The sequence below is a fragment of the Tepidicella baoligensis genome (assembly GCF_013432195.1).
In the GTDB taxonomy this organism is placed as follows: Bacteria; Pseudomonadota; Gammaproteobacteria; order Burkholderiales; family Burkholderiaceae_C; genus Tepidicella; species Tepidicella baoligensis.
This window is the reverse complement of record NZ_JACCDB010000001.1, coordinates 178,564-196,528: the sequence shown is the minus strand read 5'-3', so window position 1 is coordinate 196,528 and position 17,965 is coordinate 178,564. Positions and strand designations below refer to the sequence as shown.

Genomic DNA, 17,965 nt, shown 5'->3' with positions numbered 1-17,965 from the left:
GCGTCAGCGCCGTGGGGCATCGGGGGGCTGGGCGGGCTGATCCGGGGCCGGGAGATACAGTGGCCCCTTTTGTCCGCAGGCGGTCAGACCCAAGCCGACGAACAGCAGGGCCATGCCCACGAAACCGGCGCGGGCAAGCCGTCGCCATGGGGTCGCTCGCGAGGGCGTGCCTACAATCTGGAACCGATGAAACATGGTGGAATTGTAATGACCGATCAGGAATACATGGACCGGGCCGAGGCGCTGCTGAAAGCGGTGGAACTGGCCTGTGACCGCATCAACGAATCGACCGACGCCGATATCGACAACCAGCGTGTGGGCGGGATGGTGACGCTGGCTTTTCCCAACGGCAGCCAGATCGTCATCAATCTGCAAAAACCGCTACACGAGGTCTGGATGGCGTCGCGCTCCGGCGGCTATCACTACCGTTTTGACGGGCAGCAGTGGATGGACACCAAAGGCGCTGGCGAGTTTTTTGCCCACCTCTCGCGAGAGGCTTCTGCCCAAGCGGGCCAGACGCTGGATTTCAGTTCATGAAGAGATTGAGGATGCTGCGCCGCTCGCGAGGCTCCATGGGTTGACCCACTTCGGCGTCGTAGTGGCTCGCTCCCTCATCCGCCATGCCGAGTGATGCCACCCCTTCGCCAGGGCCGTATTCCTCGTAATACCATTCGCCGTTGACCTGTATCACGCCTGCAGGCGGGATCAACTGCTGCTCGGGTACCTGCGCCAGGGCTTGGCCCATGAAGTTGATCCAGATCGGCAATGCGAGCGCGCCGCCGGTGGCCTGGCGTCCCAGGTTGCGCGGCGTGTCGTAGCCCATCCACACCGCGGCCGACAGGGTGGGGTGATACCCCACGAACCAGGCATCCACCGAGTCATTGGTGGTGCCGGTCTTGCCGTAAAGATCGGCGCGCCGCAGGGTGGCCTGGGCCCGTGCAGCCGTGCCCGTGCGGGTGATCTCCCCCAGCAGTTGACTCATCACGAAAGCGTTGCGTGCCGAGATGACCCGTTGGCTTTCGTCTGGCAGACGCGGGCGCTGTTCCATGAGTACCTTGCCGCGGTGATCGGTGATCTTGGTGATCAGTATGGGTGGCACGTAGTAGCCGCCATTGGCGAACACGCCATAGCCGCTGGCCATCTGCAGTGGGGTGACGGCTCCGGCCCCGAGCGCCATCGTGAGGTAAGGCGGGTGCTTTTCGGCTTCGAAGCCGAAGCGGGTCACCCACTCCTGGGCGCTGCTCGGCCCGACCGCCTTGAGGATGTTGATCGACACCATGTTCTTCGACTTGGCCAAGGCCGTGCGCACCGTCATCGGGCCCTCGAACTTGCCGTCGTAGTTTTTGGGCTCCCACGGTTTGCCGCCGGTCACGGTGGCGCTGAAGAAGAGCGGAGCGTCATTGACCAGCGTGGACGGGGTGATGCCCTTCTCCAGGGCCGCTGAGTAAATGAAGGGCTTGAAACTGGAGCCCGGCTGGCGCTGTGACTGGGTGACGCGGTTGAATTTGTTGCGGTTGAAGTCGAAACCACCGACCAGCGCCTTGATTTCGCCTGTGCGTGGGTCGAGCGCCACAAATGCGGCTTCCACCACCGGCATTTGCGTGAGGTACCAGCGGTTGGGGCCATCGCTGGCGATACGCACCACCGCGCCCGGGCGCAGGCGCAGGTGCGGGGGCGCGTTGTCGGCCAGGCCCGATCGGACCGGATCGAGGCCGGTACCCGTGATCTCGATGGTGCTTCCATCACCCCGGGTGACGACCACCCGGCGGTTGGTGGCTTCCAGCACCACCGCACTGAGCAGGCCGTTGTTGTCAGGGGCAGCCGCCAGCGCTTCGTCGATGGCCTGCTCCCGATCCGCCGGATCCGCTGGCAGGTCGATGAAGCGCTCGGGCCCCCGGTAGAACTGGCGGCGTTCGAAATCCATCACGCCTTGGCGAACGGCGCGGAAAGCCAGTCGTTGCGCCTGGGCATCCACCGTGGTGTGGACCTGCAGGCCTCGTGTGTAGGCCTCCTCACCGTACTGCTCGAAGACGGCCTGGCGTACCATTTCCGTCACGTAATCCGCATGGATGAGCTGGTCGGGATGCGGCCGACGCAGGCGCAGGGGTTCTTCCTTGGCGGCCTGGGCTTCTTCCGCGGTGATGAAGCCGTTTTCCAGCATCCGGTCGATGATGTGGAGTTGCCGCGCCCGGGCACGGCGCGGGTTGCTGATCGGGTTATAGGCGGAAGGGGCCTTGGGTAGGCCGGCGAGCATGGCCGCCTCAGCGATGGTGAGGTCTTTCAGCGGCTTGCCGAAATAGGTCTGGGCGGCGGCCGCGAACCCGTAGGCCCGATGACCCAGGAAAATCTGGTTCATGTAGATTTCCAGAATCTGTTCCTTGGTCAGCATGTGCTCCAGCTTGAAAGTCAGAAGCACCTCGTAAATCTTGCGCAGATAACTTTTCTCACTCGACAGATAGACGTTGCGCGCCACCTGCATGGTGATCGTGGAGGCTCCCTGGCTTTTCGCTTCGCCCAGGTTGGCCAGGGCGGCTCGGGCCAAGCCCCGATAGTCCACGCCGTTGTGCTCGAAGAACCGGGCATCCTCGATCGCCAGGACCGCGTTCACCATCACGGGGGGGATGTCTTCGAATGGCGTGAGGTTGCGACGCTCCTCACCGAACTCACCCAGCAATTCGCCACCGGCGGCGTACACCCTCAAGGGCAGCTTGGGCCGATAGTCGGCCAGGTTCGTGACATCGGGCAGGTTCGGATAGGCCATGGCCAAGCCGATCGCCAGCAGCATGGCGCCAGCCGCCACCGAAGTGCCCAGGGTGGCAGCTCCCCACAGCAGTATCTGCTGCCAAAGGGCACGCTGCGGGCGTGGCGCGCCCTCCGAGTCGTGCTTGCGAGAACCGTTCGTCATGGAGGGGCGGGGAGAAGGGGGCGACATGTCAGCCTTTGCAATGACCCGAAATTATAAAAAATGGCCTCTTGGGGGGAGGGGTGGTCGCAAAGGATTGGTTAAATTTTGTAAATTCCCTCAAAAATCGCGGATACTGCGGGCGTTGCCAAAAAAGCTGTTTTTGACATCGGATCGATGGAGGGCACCCCGGCGCAGGGAAAGTGGTCAAGGTTGGCTCATGGCTGATAGCTGATAGGATTGATAGCGACATCGCTCCGGCAACGGTGCATCAAACACATTGTGGGGGTGAATTTGATCTCACTCGGATCTCTATTCAGTCGGGAGCCTGCGCCGCTGCTCGGCATCGATATCAGTTCCACGACGCTCAAACTGGTGGAACTCGGGCGTAACCGGACGGGCGACTGGGTGCTGGAGCGCTGCGCCATGGAGCCGTTGGAGCGTGGGTGGGTCACCGAAGGCAACGTCGAGCAATTCGATGAAGTCGCCGAGGCCCTGCGCCGTCTGGTCAAAAAGGCGGGCAGCCGCACCAAAAATGTGGCCATGGCGCTTCCGGGGTCGGCGGTGATTACCAAGAAGATCAATCTGCCCGCCGGCATGTCGGACGACGAACTGGAAGTTCAGGTGGAATCCGAGGCGGCGCAGTATATCCCTTTTCCGCTGGCGGAAGTCAGCCTGGATTTCTGCGTGATCGGCCCGTCTCCCAATCTGCCGGATTACGTCGAGGTGCTGCTGGCGGCCTCCCGCAAGGAGAAGGTGTCGGACCGTCAGGGGCTGGCTGAGGCCGCTGGACTCCATCTGGTCGTGCTGGATGTCGAATCTTTTGCTTCACGCCTGGCTGCCTCGCGCGTGATCGACACGCTACCCAACCGCGGGCACAACATGCTGATCGCGCTGTTCGAAATCGGCTCCCAGAACTCCAGTCTCCAGGTCATCCGCAACGACGAAATGATCTACGAGCGGGACCAGAACTTTGGCGGGGCGCAACTGACCCAGCAGATCGCTCGCTATTACGGCATTCCTTTCGATGAGGCGGAGACCAAGAAACGCCAAGGGAATTTGCCCCCAGACTACCGCGAGGCGGTGCTGTCGCCCTTCATGGAAGACATGGGGCAGGACATTGGGCGGGCGCTGCAATTCTTCTTTACCAGCACGCCCCACAACAAGGTCGATCATGTCTTGATTTCCGGAGGGTCTGCGGCGCTGCCCGGGCTGGATGTGGCCGTGATGAACCAGACCTCCTTCCCCTGCAAGATCGTCAACCCGTTTGACGGCATGGTGCTGTCGGCGGCCGCCCAGGCGAGCCAGGCCATGGCGGTCGGAACGGCCTATCTGGTGGCGACCGGGCTGGCCATGCGGAGGTTCGCCCCATGATCACCATCAACCTGCTGCCCCACCGTGAAGCGGCCCGCAAGAAGCGCCGCGAGCAGTTTTTCCTGCATCTGGGCCTGGCGGTGGCGGCTGGCCTGGCCGTTTCTGCGGCCATTTATGGCTTCTACGAGGTGCAACTGGATGCCCAGCAACGGCGCAACCAGTTCGTGCGGGCAGAAATCGCCAAGCTCGATGCCCAAATCAAAGACATCAATACCCTCGAGCAAGAGCTCACCGCATTGAAAGCCCGGCAGGAAGCGGTGGAAAGCCTGCAGGCCGATCGGAATCTGCCGGTGCATCTTCTGGACGAAATGGTGGCGCAATTGCCTGAGGGGGTTTACCTCAGGAGTCTGCGCCAGGAAAACATGGCCATCACGATCACGGGGGTGGCGCAATCGCAGGAGCGCGTCTCGGAGTTGCTGCGCAATCTCGCAAGCCGCAGCGAGTGGTTGAAGCAGCCCCAGTTGGTCGAAATCACCGCCGGCACGATCGCCTTGAACCAGCGCGATCAGCGCCGCATCTTCAACTTCTCGGTCCGCGTGATGCTGACCAAGGGACCGACCGCTCCGGCGTCCGACGGTAAGGTTTGAGGAGGCGAACGCCTAGACTGCTATGCCTACAAACGCCCCAAAATCCTCCTTCGACTTCGCTCAGTGGCTGTCTCTGGTCCAGTCCCAGTTCCGTGGGTTGGACCCGAACGATCCTTCCCGTTGGCCCAGCATTCCGCGCAACCTGCTGCTGGTGGGGGTCGGTCTGGCGGTGGTCGTTGCCCTCTGGTTCGTGTGGCTCGGGGATCTCGGCTCCCGCCTGGAGTCCGAGCGCCAGCGTGAATCACAGCTGCGTACCGAATACACCCGCAAGCTGGGCCAGGCCGTCAATCTCGAGACTCTGCGCTCTCAACTGGAGCAAGTCAGGCAGTACGTGGCCCAGCTCGAGAAGCAATTGCCCAGCAAGGCCGAAATGGACGCGTTGCTTTCCGATATCAACCAGGCCGGTCTCGGGCGCAGCCTACAGTTCGAACTGTTTCGGCCCGGTCAGGAGGTGGTACGTGACTATTACGCGGAACTGCCCATCACGGTGCGGGTGACCGGCACCTACCACGACATCGGTCTGTTCGTCTCCGATGTCTCGCACCTGTCCCGCATCGTCACCCTCAGCAACATCTCCCTGGCACCGGCACAGGGGCGGCCAGACACGCTGACCATGGACGCGATCGCGAAGACCTTCCGCTATCTCGATCCGGACGAAGTGCTCCAGCAGCAGCGGACGCAGCAGGCGCAGCGCGCGGGAGGGCGTCGGCCATGAAGAACGTGCGTTTGCTGGGCATGACGTTCCTGGCTGCCGGTATGCTGATGCTGGGAGGATGCTTCGGGGCGGGGCAGGATGACTTGGCGGAGTGGATGGCGCAGCAGCGCGCCACGGTCAGGCCCCGGGTCGAGCCGGTGGCCGAACCCAAGGCCTATGTTCCGCAGGATTACCGAGGTGCCGCAGCCCTCTCGCCGTTCAGTGAAGAGAAGCTCACGGTGTTGCTGCGAGCGGAGTCGGGGTCTCCACGGGCCTCGAGTCTGATCGCCGCCGAAATGCAGCGGCGCAAGGAGCCGCTCGAGGCGGTTCCGCTGGATGCGATCACCATGGTCGGTCTGCTCAATCGCGACCGGGAAGTCGTGGCCTTGGTAAAGGCTGAAAACCTGCTCTACCAAGTCCGTGTGGGCAATTACCTGGGGACCAACTATGGACGCATCACCGGCATCACCGAAACCCAGATTACCTTGAGAGAAATCGTGCAGGATGCCGCCGGGGAATGGATCGAGCGGACATCGGTCCTGCAATTGCAAGAGGCCACCGGCAAATGACATTCAAAGATACCACCGGACATCATCAGGGGCGTACCATGTCTCGTATCGGAAAACTCTCTCTCCTGGCCTCGACATGGCTTCTGGCCGGTCTGGCACAAGCCCAGTTGGCCATTGAGTCGGTCACCGCCGCGATGCAAGGGGGATCGGAGGTCATACGCATCCAGACCAGCGAGCCGCTGCAACAATTGCCGGCCGGCTTCTCGATCCAGTCACCCGCACGGATCGCATTGGACTTTGCAGGCGCCCAAAACGCGACCGGGCGCAATCTGGTGGAGATCAACCAGGGCAATCTTCGCTCCGTGAACGTGGTGGAGGCCGGGGGCCGCACCCGGGTGGTGCTCAACCTCAACCAGTCGGTCAACTACGAAACCCGTCTCGAGGGCAACGCCCTGCTGGTGCTGCTCAAGCCGCCCACCGTGGCGGCGCCCACGGGCGGCGGCACCGCTTTCGCCGAGGCCGTGGCCACACGCGTGCAGCCTCTGGCCGATATCGATTTTCGCCGTGGCACCGACAATGCTGGCCGTGTGATCGTGGATCTCCCCAGCAGCCAGACCGGGGTCGACATTCGTCAGCAAGGCCGCAATCTGGTGGTTGAGTTCACACAGACCTCCCTGCCAGAGGGGCTGCGGCGCCGTATGGACGTCACCGATTTCGGGACACCGGTGCGCACCATCACCGCAACCCAAGTCGGAGACCGTGTTCGCCTCGTGGTCGAGCCCACAGGCAATTGGGAGCACAGTGCGTACCAAAGCGACAACCAGTTCGTGCTGGAGTTGCGCGAGATCAAGGCCGATCCCGACAAGCTGGCGCAGGGGCCCCGTTACACTGGGGAAAAGCTGTCCCTGAATTTCCAGAACATCGAAATCCGTTCCCTGCTGCAGGTGATTGCAGATTTCACCAACTTCAACATCATCACATCCGACAGTGTCACGGGCAGTGTCACGCTGCGCCTCAAGGATGTCCCTTGGGACCAGGCGCTCGACATCATCCTGCAGTCCAAGGGCTTGGGCATGCGGACCGCCGGCAATGTGATATGGGTGGCACCGCAGGCCGAAATTCTCGCCAGGGAGCGAGAGGAACTGGAGGCCAAGCAAGTCATCAGGGGGCTGGAGCCCGTGCGCACGCAAAGTTTTCGGCTGAATTTTTCCAGGGCTGAAGAGGTGGCCAAACAGTTGACAACGGCTGTGGGTACCGGTGACAACGAGGTTCGGCTTCTCAGTCGCCAAGGCTCCGTGTTTGCCGAGCCAAGAACCAATCAACTGTTTGTGACCGATATTGCTGCCAAACTGGAGGAAATTCAGGAACTCATCAAAAAGCTGGACATTCCGGTCCGTCAGGTGCTCATCGAGGCCCGAATCGTGGAGGCCGAGGACACCTTCGGCAAAAGCCTGGGTGTCCGTTTCGGTGGCAGATGGGTTGGCTCGAATGCCTCCGTCGTTTCGGGGACCAACAATGCGTCGACCCGCGATGCCGACGGGGAGGTCACTGGGACCAATTTCATCAACCTGGACCCTACTGGCAGGTTTGTCAACATTCCAGTTTCAACCACGGGTGTGGGAGAGTTCGCAGTCTCTCTATTCAATGCCAGCGCCACTCGGTTATTGAACCTGGAAATTGCTGCCAACGAATCTGATCGGAAGTTGAAAACGGTTTCCAGTCCGCGCGTGGTAACAGCCGATCAAAAGCAGGCCGTCATCGAAGATGGACGAAAATTCCCGTTCTTGCGCCGTGATGCCGACGGCAACACCACCATCGAGTTCATCGATGCCTCACTCAAGCTGATCGTCCTGCCCCAAATCACGCCGGACGGTGATGTGATCATGGAGCTGGAGGTGAAAAACGATTCGCCCATCATCTTCAACGGTGAAACGGCGATTCAGACCAAGAGCGTCCAGACCCAGGTTCTGGTCACCAATGGTGGTACGGTGGTCATTGGCGGGATCTACGTTCAGGAAGATCTTTCCAATGTCGATAAGGTGCCTCTGCTGGGTGATGTGCCTGTGATCGGCAATTTGTTCCGATCGCGTCAAAACGCTTCTCGCAAGTCCGAATTGCTGGTGTTCATCACGCCAAGGGTGCTGTCGGATTCAACGACCTTGTCTTCCCTCAGGTGATCGTTTGATAGTTCTGGTTGGCCTGCCTGGTTCAGGCAAGACCACGGTGGGCAGGCAGTTGGCGCGCCGGTTGCAGCTGCCGTTCGTGGACTCGGATCATGAGATCGAGCAGCGTTTGGGCTGTTCGATTCGGGCGTTTTTCGAGCGTGAAGGCGAGGAGCGCTTCCGCGATGTCGAGGCGGCTGTGATCGATGAGTTGACGGCTGCGGGGCCCATGGTTCTGTCCACCGGGGGCGGGGCTGTGCTGCGAGCGGAGAACCGTCGTTGCTTAAAGGCGCGCGGCAAGGTGTTTTACCTCCGCTCGACGCCGGAAGACGTCTTCCGGCGTCTCCGTCATGACCGCAACCGCCCGCTGCTGCAAGTGGCCGATCCTTTGCAGAGGCTGCGTGAGCTCTATGCGGTGCGGGATCCCCTGTACCGAGAAGTGGCGCATTTCGTGATCGAAACCGGTCGTCCGTCCGTGGCGACGCTGGTCAATATGATCGTGATGCAGCTCGAGCTCAATGGCGAGGATGGCGAGGCTTCAGGAGGGTGAGCCGGCGCGCTGATGGCTGCTGCGGCTACACTGCGGGGCTTATGGCAGACACTTCCATCACCCAGGGAGGTTCCGCCCAGGTCACGATCGATCTGGGCGAGCGCAGCTATCCCATCCTCATTGGCAGCGGCTTGCTGGATGTGACCAGCACGTGGCAGGACTTGCCTCGGGCAGCACAGGCCATGATCGTGACCAACGACACGGTGGCCCCTTTGTACGGCGACCGACTCGCTCGCGTGCTCGCTGGCATCTATGGGCGCGTGCATACCGTGGTGTTGCCGGACGGCGAGCAGTACAAGACGTGGCAGTCCCTGAACCGGATTTTTGACGCCTTGCTGCAACAGGGCTGTGACCGCAAGACGGTGCTGTTTGCTTTGGGTGGCGGCGTGGTGGGGGACATGACCGGGTTTGCCGCAGCATGCTACATGCGCGGTGTGCCTTTTGTTCAGGTGCCGACCACCTTGCTGGCGCAAGTGGACTCGTCGGTGGGCGGGAAAACCGCGATCAACCATCCCTTGGGCAAGAACATGATCGGGGCGTTCTATCAGCCCCGAAAGGTGGTGTGTGACTTGGATGTGCTCCGGTCATTGCCGGTGCGTGAGCTCAGCGCCGGACTCGCCGAAGTCATCAAGTACGGGCCGATTCACGACCTGGCTTTTCTCGACTGGCTGGAAGCCCACATGGAAGACTTGCGGCGCTGTGATCCCACCGCTCTGGCCCATGCGGTCCAGCGGAGTTGCGAAATCAAGGCCAGGGTGGTGGGGCTGGATGAACGCGAGTCCGGCCTGCGGGCCATTCTGAATTTTGGCCACACATTCGGGCATGCCATCGAGGCGGGTCTGGGCTATGGAGAGTGGCTGCATGGGGAGGCCGTTGGCTGCGGCATGGTCATGGCGGCCACGCTGTCGCACCGCATGGGCCTGTTGTCGGCTGCAGGGGTGGAGCGGCTGCGCACGCTGATCCAGCGGGCGGGCCTGCCCGTGTCGGGCCCCAGATTGGGAGTGAACAACGCCGCGCGTTATCTGGAATTGATGCGCGTGGACAAAAAGGCCGAAGCGGGGGAGATCCGCTTCGTGCTGGTCGACGACGCCGGCCAGGCCCATGTGCGCCCGGCTCCCGACGCATGGGTCGCCGAGGTGGTCGATGCTTGTTGTGTTTGAGGCTGGCGCGTGATGGCTTGTGCAGCGTATGCGTGCGATCCTCGGTTCAGCCGGGGGCGCCGCTATCCAGAGCCTCCTGCGCCGACGCGCAATGATTTTCAGCGCGATCGCGACCGTGTCATCCACTCCACCGCTTTCCGCCGGCTGGTGTACAAGACTCAGGTGTTCCTCAATCACGAAGGCGACCTGTTCCGCACCCGTCTGACCCATTCGCTGGAAGTGGCGCAGCTGGCACGCAGCATCGCGCGCAGCCTGAGGCTGAATGAAGACCTGGTGGAGGCGATTTCCCTGGCGCATGATCTGGGGCATACCCCCTTCGGGCATGCCGGCCAGGATGCCCTCAATGCCTGCATGCATGCCGAGGGTGACGCCGCGCATGTGCCTTCGCCACACGACCCCGTGGGGGGGTTTGAGCACAACATGCAGAGTCTGCGGGTGGTGGATGAGCTGGAAGAGCGCTATCCTGCATTCAGCGGTTTGAACCTGTGTTTCGAAACCCGCGAAGGCATTCTCAAACACTGTTCGCGGGCCAATGCCCAATGGTTGGAGAGCCGCGAGCCTGGGGGGGTTGGCCAGCGCTTTCTGATCGGTCAATCGCCCTCGCTGGAAGCCCAGCTCGCCAATCTGGCCGATGAAATCGCCTACAACGCGCACGATATCGACGACGGGGTGCGCTCTGGCCTGTTGACCCTGGAGCAATTGGAGGTGGTGTCCTTGTTCGATCGGCACAGGCGCGAGGTGTTGCGCGAGTACCCCTCGCTCAAAGGCAGGCGCGTGTTGTACGAGTCGATTCGGCGCATGCTCAGCGAACAGGTCTATGACGTGATCGAGGCCACTGGCGCGGCCATCCGTGAGTCGGGTGTCCAGCATGTGGACGATGTCCGCCGCATGGCGCCGCTGGTCCGCTTCTCTGAGCCCATGCGGGAGGCGTCCGCCGCGTTGAAGCGGTTTCTGATGCTCAACCTTTACCGGCACCCGCAGGTGGTGGAGACGACGCAACGGGCCCGGACCGTCGTGACGGATTTGTACCGGGCCTATCACCAGGCGCCCGAGGAGATGCCGCCACCGGGGCCTGCGGATCCCGGATACAGCCTGCGTCGCCGGGTGGCGGACTACATTGCCGGGATGACGGACCGCTTTGCCATCCGGGAGCATGCCCGCTTGACCGGGACCAGGCTGTTCGACTGATGGCTCGGCCTACGCACATGGCACCCGTTCCCATGTCCTCTGTCCCTGCAACGCCCCCGCATGCCGGATCGGGGGGGGCTGCATGGATCATCGGGGTGGGGGTGGCCAGCGCCATGCACATCGGCAAGCTGCCCCCTGCCATTCCTGTGCTGGGCGACAGTCTGGGCCTGACTCTGGTTCAGGCCGGATTCATGCTGGCCATCATCCAACTGGCAGGGATGTCGTTGGGGGCGATCGCTGGCATGCTGGCGGACAAACTCGGCCCGCGGCGGGTGATGCTGACCGGGCTGTGTCTGCTGGCCGTGGGCAGCCTGTTGGGGGCACTCGCGCCCACGTCTCCTTGGCTGTTGACCAGCCGAGCGGTGGAGGGCATGGGCTTTTTGCTGGCGGTCTTGCCAGCCCCCGTGTTGTTGCGGCGGCAGGTGCATGCGCCCGCCAAACTGCATCAAGCGCTGGGGTTTTGGGGAGCGTACATGCCGACGGGGACCGCGCTGGCGCTGTTGATCGGTCCGTGGGCGTATGCGTGGCTGGGTTGGCGGGCGGCGTGGATGATCCTGGCGTTGCTGGTGCTGGTCTTTGCTTACGGCGTCTGGCGTCTCGTGCCTGCCGACCCCCCCAGGGATGGCGCCTCGCAAGGGTGGATCGCCGCCATGGCCCATCGGTTGGTGCACACTTTGTCGTCGAGCGGGCCGTGGTGGGTGGCTCTGGCTTTTCTCATGTACTCCGGGCAATGGCTGGCGGTGGTGGGGTTTCTGCCGACCATCTACACCCAAGCTGGCTGGCCTGTTGCATGGATCGGTCCGCTCACCGCGTTGGCCGCCGGCGTGAATGTGTTGGGCAACATCGGGGCCGGGCGTCTGCTCTCGCGAGGCGTGCGCCCCATGGTTTTGTTGGTTGTCGGTTTTGTGGCCATGGGGGTTGGCGCTTTTCTCATGTTCAACGGCAGGGCCGGGCCACCGATCCAATACCTGGCGGTGCTGGCCTTTTCCGCGTTTGGTGGGTTGATCCCGGGCACCTTGTTCGCCCTGGCGGTGCAGTTCGCGCCCAGCGCCCAAACCGTTTCCACCACCGTAGGCTGGGTGCAGCAGTTGTCGTCGCTCGGGCAGTTTGCCTCGCCGCCGCTGGTGGCATGGTTGGCGGCGCGGGCGGGCGGCTGGCACTGGACTTGGTTGTTTAACCTGGCCTGCTGCGTGCTCGGCTTGGTGTTGGCCGTGTTGCTGCAGCGGCAATGGCGGCGCATGCATCCGGCTTAGATCTGGCACATGGCCCGCCTGCCTCGCCTGACGGTTCCCGGTTTGCCCCACCATGTGATCTGGCGGGGTAACAACGGCGAAGTCGTGTGCCGAGACGCGCAGGACAGATCCGATTTGTTGGCGTTGCTGGCCGAACAGGCCAGAAGCAACGGGGTTCGGGTGCATGCTTATGTGCTGCTGGATGCGCAGATTCACCTGCTGCTGACGCCGACCAGCGAGGGGGCGTTGTCGCGAATGATGCAGGGTGTCGGGCGGGCCTACGTCCGACGCTTCAATCTCCGCCATGGGCGTACCGGTACGCTGTGGGAGGGGCGTTTTCGCTGTACGGTTGTCGAGCCGGGAGACGCGCTGCTGGCCTGCATGGTGTTGCTGGACACCGAACCCGTACACCAAGGGCTGGCGTTGACGCCGCAGGCGTTTGCCTGGTCAAGCCTGGGGCATTACATCGGGCAGCGATCCGAAGGCTGGCTGGTGGCTCCAGCGCCTTACTGGGAGCTGGGCAATACCCCGTTTGCCCGAGAAATGGCCTATGCGGAGCTGGTGGCCAAGGGACTGGATGCGGCCGAGCGCCAGCGATTGACCGATGCGGCCCTCAAGGGCTGGGCTCTGGGCAGTGAAGGCTTCGTTCGCTCTCTGCACCAGCAAACGTCGCGCAGGGTCACCAAAGGCCGGCCCGGGCGGCCAGCACGTCGATCGGCCTGATTGATATGTCCCCAATAAATTGAACGCAATGTCTTTACGAAAATTTAATATGTTCTGACCCCAATTAATTTGCTTGGCTTTTGTGCCGCGTTGCACTATGCTCGGCACTCTTGTTCTCAGTCTCAGGAGTTCCGCGTGACCCAGTCGAATGAAATCGAGCAGTTGCAACAGTATGGCCTGTATGACGCTGCGCAGGAACACGACGCGTGTGGTGTCGGCTTTGTGGCGCACATCAAAGGCCACAAAAGCCATGCCATCGTGACCCAAGCGCTCAAGATCCTGGAAAACCTCGATCACCGGGGCGCGGTCGGAGCCGATGCGCTCATGGGCGACGGGGCAGGCATCCTGATTCAGATTCCCGATCAGCTCTACCGCGAAGAGATGGCCAAGCAGGGCGTCAACCTGCCGCCGCCGGGCGAGTACGGTGTGGGCATGATCTTTTTGCCGAAGGAGCATGCCTCACGGCTGGCCTGCGAGCAGGAAATGGAGCGCGCCATCAAGGCCGAAGGGCAGGTATTGCTGGGTTGGCGTGACGTGCCGGTCAACCGGGAGATGCCCATGTCTGCGACCGTGCGCAAAACCGAGCCCATCATGCGTCAGGTGTTCATCGGGCGGGGTGCCGACGTGATCGTCCAAGACGCGCTGGAGCGCAAGCTGTACGTGATCCGCAAGACGGCGAGCGCCGCCATCCAGCGCCTGAAGCTGACCCACAGCAAAGAGTACTACGTGCCCAGCATGAGCAGTCGCACGGTGGTCTACAAGGGTTTGCTGCTGGCCAACCAGGTGGGCGAGTACTTTCTGGACCTCCGCGATCCGCGTTGCACCTCGGCCCTCGGCCTGGTGCACCAGCGCTTCTCCACCAACACCTTCCCCGAGTGGCCCCTGGCCCACCCATACCGCTATGTGGCGCACAACGGTGAGATCAACACCGTCAAAGGCAACTACAACTGGATGAAGGCCCGCGAAGGCGTGATGTCCTCCCCGGTGCTCGGGGACGACCTCAAGAAGCTTTACCCGATCAGCTTTCCGGGTCAGTCCGACACCGCCACCTTCGACAACTGCCTCGAACTGCTGACCATGGCCGGCTATCCCATCAGCCAGGCGGTGATGATGATGATCCCCGAGCCGTGGGAGCAGCACACGCTGATGGATGAACGCCGCAAGGCCTTCTATGAGTACCATGCGGCCATGCTGGAGCCTTGGGACGGGCCAGCCTCCATCGTGTTCACCGACGGCCGCCAGATCGGTGCCACGCTGGACCGCAATGGCCTGCGCCCTTCGCGCTACTGCGTGACGGACGACGACTTCGTCATCATGGGCTCCGAATCCGGCGTGCTGCCCGTGCCCGAAAGCAAGATCGTGCGCAAATGGCGCCTGCAGCCCGGCAAGATGTTCCTGATCGACCTGGAACAGGGTCGCATGATCGATGACGAGGAACTGAAGGCCAACATCGCCAACAGCAAGCCGTACAAGCAGTGGATCGAGGGTCTGCGCATCCGCCTGGACGATGTGACCCAGCCGGTGGCCGGCGAGGCCGAAGCCGGGCAGGTGCTGACGGAGGAATCCGCCCATGCCGCGATGGAGCATGTGGATGCTTCCTTGTTGGACCTGCAACAGGCGTTCGGCATGACGCAGGAAGACATCAAATTCCTGATGGCGCCGATGGCCCAGAACGGCGAAGAGGGCATTGGCTCCATGGGCAACGACAGCCCGCTGGCCGTGCTGTCGGATAAGAACAAGCCGCTCTACAACTACTTCAAGCAACTGTTCGCCCAGGTGACCAACCCGCCGATCGACCCGATCCGCGAGGCCATCGTGATGTCGCTGGTGTCTTTCATTGGCCCCAAGCCGAACCTGCTGGACATCAACCAGGTGAACCCGCCCATGCGCCTGGAGGTGAGCCAGCCGGTGTTGAACCATGCCGACATGGCCAAGCTGCGCGAAATCGAAAAACATACGCACGGCAAGTTCAAAAGCACGACGTTGGACATCACCTACCCCGTGTCCTGGGGCAAGGAAGGCGTGGAGGCTCAACTCGCCTCGCTGTGCGCCGAAGCGGTGGACGCGATCAAGAGCGGCAGCAACATCCTGATCATCAGTGACCGCGCGGTGTGCGCCGAGCGTGTGGCGATTCCCGCCTTGTTGGCGCTGTCGGCGCTGCACCAGTATCTGGTCCGCGAGGGCCTGCGTACCACGGCGGGCTTGGTGGTGGAGACCGGTTCCGCCCGCGAGGTGCACCATTTCGCGGTGCTGGCCGGCTACGGCGCCGAGGCCGTGCATCCCTGGCTGGCCATGGACACGCTCAAGGCCATCCACAAAGATCTGCCTGGCGAGCTGTCGGCCGACAAGGCGATCTACAACTACGTCAAGGCGATCGGCAAGGGGCTGTCCAAGATCATGTCCAAGATGGGCGTGAGCACCTACATGTCTTATTGCGGGGCCCAACTGTTCGAAGCCATCGGTCTGAACAGCCAGTTGGTGGATAAATACTTCACCGGTACCCCCAGCCGCGTGGAGGGCATCGGCGTGTTCGAGATCGCCGAAGAAGCCATCCGCATGCACAAGGCCGCCTTTGGTGACGATCCGGTGCTGGCCAACATGCTGGACGCAGGCGGTGAATACGCCTGGCGCGTGCGTGGCGAAGAGCACATGTGGACGCCGGACGCGATCGCCAAGCTGCAGCACTCGACCCGTTCCAACAACTTCAACACCTACAAAGAGTACGCCCAGATCATCAACGACCAGACACGCCGGCACATGACGCTGCGTGGTCTGTTCGAGTTCAAGGTGGATCCGGCCAAGGCGATTCCGGTCGAAGAGGTGGAGCCCGCTCAGGAGATCGTCAAGCGTTTCGCCACCGGTGCCATGTCGCTCGGGTCCATTTCCACCGAAGCGCACGCCACGCTCGCGGTGGCCATGAACCGCATCGGGGGCAAGAGCAACACCGGCGAAGGCGGCGAGGACCCGGCGCGCTACCGCAACGAACTCAAAGGCATCCCGATCCAGCAGGGCGAGACGCTCGCATCCATCATCGGAGCCGACAAGGTGGAAAGCGACATCCCGCTGCTGGCCGGTGACAGCCTGCGCTCCAAGATCAAGCAGGTAGCGTCGGGCCGTTTCGGCGTGACCGCCGAGTACCTGGTCAGCGCCGACCAGATCCAGATCAAGATGGCCCAGGGCGCCAAGCCGGGCGAAGGCGGCCAGTTGCCCGGCGGCAAGGTGTCCGAGTACATTGGTTTCCTGCGCTATTCGGTGCCGGGCGTGGGTCTGATCAGCCCGCCGCCGCATCACGACATCTACTCGATCGAGGACCTGGCCCAGCTGATCCACGACCTGAAGAACGTCAATCCGCGTGCCGACATCTCGGTCAAGCTGGTGTCGGAAGTGGGTGTGGGCACCATTGCCGCCGGTGTGGCCAAAGCCAAGGCCGACCACCTGGTAATCGCCGGCCATGACGGTGGAACGGGCGCCTCGCCCTGGTCATCCATCAAGCATGCCGGCTCGCCGTGGGAAATCGGCCTGGCCGAGACCCAGCAGACCCTGGTGCTCAACCGCCTGCGTGGCCGCATCCGCGTGCAGGCCGACGGTCAGATGAAGACCGGCCGCGATGTGGTGATCGGTGCGTTGCTGGGTGCCGACGAGTTCGGCTTCGCCACGGCGCCGCTGGTGGTCGAGGGCTGCATCATGATGCGCAAATGCCATCTCAACACCTGCCCCGTGGGTGTGGCCACCCAGGACCCGGTGCTGCGCCGCAAGTTTGCGGGCAAGCCCGAGCACGTGGTGAATTACTTCTTCTTCGTTGCCGAGGAAGTGCGCCAGATCATGGCCCAACTGGGCATTCGCAAGTTCGAAGATCTGGTGGGGCGCAGCGACCTGCTCGACACCCGCGCCGGCATCGCCCACTGGAAGGCCAAGGGCCTGGATTTCAGCCGCTTGTTCTATCAGCCCGATGTGCCTGCCGACGTTGCACGCCGGCACACCGAGTCGCAAGATCACGGTCTGGACAAGGCGCTCGACGTGAAACTGATCGAGAAGTCGCGTGCGGCCATCGACAAAGGCGAAAAGGTCAGCTTCATGGAGGCGGCCCGCAACGTGAACCGCACCGTGGGTGCCATGTTGTCGGGGGAGGTGACGCGCCACCACCCCGAAGGCTTGCCGGACGACACCATCCGCATTCAGCTCGAAGGCACGGGCGGCCAGTCTTTCGGCGCCTTCCTGACCCGCGGCATCACGCTCTACCTGATCGGTGATGCCAACGACTACACCGGCAAGGGTTTGTCTGGTGGTCGGGTCGTGGTACGCCCGAGCATCGAGTTCCGGGGTGACGCGGCCAAGAACATCATCGTGGGCAACACCGTGCTCTACGGCGCAACGGGTGGTGAGGCCTTTTTCCGGGGCGTGGCCGGCGAGCGTTTTGCCGTGCGTCTGTCCGGTGCCACCGCCGTGGTGGAAGGCACGGGAGATCACGGCTGCGAATACATGACCGGCGGCACCGTGGTGGTGCTGGGTCTGACTGGCCGCAACTTTGCCGCCGGCATGAGCGGCGGTGTGGCCTATGTGTATGACGAGGATGGCCAGTTCGCCAAGCGTTGCAACACCGCGATGGTGACGCTGGAGAAGGTGGTGACGGCCGCCGAGCAGGAGGCCACGGTGGACCGTGCCACCTGGCACCGCGGCCAGACCGACGAGGCTCAACTGCGCAAACTGCTGGAAGACCACAACCGCTGGACCGGCTCCGCCAAGGCGCGCGACATTCTGGACAACTGGGCACAGACGCGCGGCAAGTTCGTGAAGGTATTCCCCACCGAATACAAGCGCGCGCTGGCCGAACTGGCCGCCAAGGCTGCTGCTCCTCAGGCCGCCGTGGCTGCCTGAACCCGCTGA

14 protein-coding genes are annotated in these 17,965 nt (G+C 62.7%); 12 read left to right on the top strand and 2 right to left on the bottom strand.

Features of this window, described 5'->3' with window-relative positions; genetic code table 11:
* Nucleotides 1–3: 3 nt before the first annotated feature.
* A complete protein-coding gene (gene lptM, locus HZS63_RS14195) occupies nt 4–195 on the bottom strand; it encodes an LPS translocon maturation chaperone LptM (protein ID WP_180682142.1) in 192 nt (63 codons plus the stop codon).
* 12 nt (nt 196–207) lie between these two features.
* Here lptM and cyaY point away from each other — a divergent pair, with 12 nt between their 5' ends.
* Nucleotides 208–537 carry an iron donor protein CyaY gene (cyaY, locus tag HZS63_RS00940; protein ID WP_180682141.1) on the top strand — a complete coding sequence of 110 codons (330 nt, stop codon included), beginning with the start codon at nt 208–210 and terminating at the stop codon, nt 535–537.
* Here the strand turns inward: cyaY and HZS63_RS00935 are convergent.
* Entirely contained in the window at nt 527–2,905 is a 2,379-nt protein-coding gene (locus tag HZS63_RS00935) for a penicillin-binding protein 1A (RefSeq protein WP_219339040.1), read from the bottom strand. The genes cyaY and HZS63_RS00935 overlap by 11 nt on opposite strands.
* 291 nt (nt 2,906–3,196) lie before the next feature.
* On the opposite strand from HZS63_RS00935, the gene HZS63_RS00930 reads away from it, so the two are divergent.
* The 11 genes from HZS63_RS00930 to HZS63_RS00880 all read left to right on the top strand — a co-directional run bounded on the left by HZS63_RS00930 (nt 3,197) and on the right by HZS63_RS00880 (nt 17,956).
* Nucleotides 3,197–4,276 (top strand): pilus assembly protein PilM, encoded by a 1,080-nt coding sequence (locus HZS63_RS00930; protein ID WP_180682511.1) that lies wholly within the window; start codon nt 3,197–3,199, stop codon nt 4,274–4,276.
* On the top strand, nt 4,273–4,863 hold the full coding sequence (locus HZS63_RS00925) for a PilN domain-containing protein (RefSeq protein ID WP_180682140.1): 591 nt from the start codon (nt 4,273–4,275) through the stop codon (nt 4,861–4,863). Before HZS63_RS00930 ends, HZS63_RS00925 begins: the two co-directional genes overlap by 4 nt.
* Nucleotides 4,864–4,885: 22 nt before the next feature.
* Nucleotides 4,886–5,578 carry a type IV pilus inner membrane component PilO gene (locus HZS63_RS00920; RefSeq protein WP_180682139.1) on the top strand — a complete coding sequence of 231 codons (693 nt, stop codon included), beginning with the start codon at nt 4,886–4,888 and terminating at the stop codon, nt 5,576–5,578.
* The gene (locus HZS63_RS00915) at nt 5,575–6,126 is read left to right on the top strand and encodes a pilus assembly protein PilP (RefSeq protein WP_180682138.1); all 552 of its coding nucleotides are present in this window, start codon (nt 5,575–5,577) and stop codon (nt 6,124–6,126) included. The genes HZS63_RS00920 and HZS63_RS00915 overlap by 4 nt, the downstream gene beginning before the upstream one ends.
* Complete coding sequence (locus tag HZS63_RS00910) at nt 6,123–8,243, top strand: type IV pilus secretin PilQ (RefSeq protein ID WP_425505900.1); 2,121 nt, start codon at nt 6,123–6,125, stop codon at nt 8,241–8,243. The genes HZS63_RS00915 and HZS63_RS00910 overlap by 4 nt, the downstream gene beginning before the upstream one ends.
* Nucleotides 8,244–8,247: 4 nt before the next feature.
* Nucleotides 8,248–8,778, top strand: coding sequence for a shikimate kinase (locus tag HZS63_RS00905; RefSeq protein ID WP_180682137.1), 531 nt, complete (start codon nt 8,248–8,250; stop codon nt 8,776–8,778).
* A 41-nt stretch (nt 8,779–8,819) separates the two neighbouring features.
* Entirely contained in the window at nt 8,820–9,938 is a 1,119-nt protein-coding gene (gene aroB, locus HZS63_RS00900) for a 3-dehydroquinate synthase (protein WP_180682136.1), read from the top strand.
* Between the two features lie 12 nt (nt 9,939–9,950).
* Nucleotides 9,951–11,126, top strand: a complete 1,176-nt coding sequence (locus HZS63_RS00895) for a deoxyguanosinetriphosphate triphosphohydrolase (protein WP_180682135.1) — start codon at nt 9,951–9,953, stop codon at nt 11,124–11,126.
* 32 nt (nt 11,127–11,158) lie between these two features.
* The gene (locus tag HZS63_RS00890; RefSeq protein WP_180682134.1) at nt 11,159–12,379 is read left to right on the top strand and encodes an MFS transporter; all 1,221 of its coding nucleotides are present in this window, start codon (nt 11,159–11,161) and stop codon (nt 12,377–12,379) included.
* 9 nt (nt 12,380–12,388) lie between these two features.
* The gene (locus HZS63_RS00885) at nt 12,389–13,081 is read left to right on the top strand and encodes a transposase (RefSeq protein ID WP_180682133.1); all 693 of its coding nucleotides are present in this window, start codon (nt 12,389–12,391) and stop codon (nt 13,079–13,081) included.
* Nucleotides 13,082–13,216: 135 nt separating this feature from the next.
* Nucleotides 13,217–17,956, top strand: a complete 4,740-nt coding sequence (locus HZS63_RS00880) for a glutamate synthase-related protein (protein WP_180682132.1) — start codon at nt 13,217–13,219, stop codon at nt 17,954–17,956.
* The last annotated feature ends 9 nt before the right edge of the window (nt 17,957–17,965 follow it).

Excerpts from the sequence above, each read along its gene's own strand:
- lptM (WP_180682142.1), bottom strand. The coding sequence starts at position 195 with ATGTTTCATCGGTTCCAGATTGTAGGCACGCCCTCGCGAGCGACCCCA.
- cyaY (WP_180682141.1), top strand. The coding sequence starts at position 208 with ATGACCGATCAGGAATACATGGACCGGGCCGAGGCGCTGCTGAAAGCG.
- HZS63_RS00935 (WP_219339040.1), bottom strand. The coding sequence starts at position 2,905 with ATGACGAACGGTTCTCGCAAGCACGACTCGGAGGGCGCGCCACGCCCG.
- HZS63_RS00925 (WP_180682140.1), top strand. The coding sequence starts at position 4,273 with ATGATCACCATCAACCTGCTGCCCCACCGTGAAGCGGCCCGCAAGAAG.
- HZS63_RS00920 (WP_180682139.1), top strand. The coding sequence starts at position 4,886 with ATGCCTACAAACGCCCCAAAATCCTCCTTCGACTTCGCTCAGTGGCTG.
- HZS63_RS00915 (WP_180682138.1), top strand. The coding sequence starts at position 5,575 with ATGAAGAACGTGCGTTTGCTGGGCATGACGTTCCTGGCTGCCGGTATG.
- HZS63_RS00910 (WP_425505900.1), top strand. The coding sequence starts at position 6,123 with ATGACATTCAAAGATACCACCGGACATCATCAGGGGCGTACCATGTCT.
- aroB (WP_180682136.1), top strand. The coding sequence starts at position 8,820 with ATGGCAGACACTTCCATCACCCAGGGAGGTTCCGCCCAGGTCACGATC.
- HZS63_RS00895 (WP_180682135.1), top strand. The coding sequence starts at position 9,951 with ATGGCTTGTGCAGCGTATGCGTGCGATCCTCGGTTCAGCCGGGGGCGC.
- HZS63_RS00890 (WP_180682134.1), top strand. The coding sequence starts at position 11,159 with ATGTCCTCTGTCCCTGCAACGCCCCCGCATGCCGGATCGGGGGGGGCT.
- HZS63_RS00885 (WP_180682133.1), top strand. The coding sequence starts at position 12,389 with ATGGCCCGCCTGCCTCGCCTGACGGTTCCCGGTTTGCCCCACCATGTG.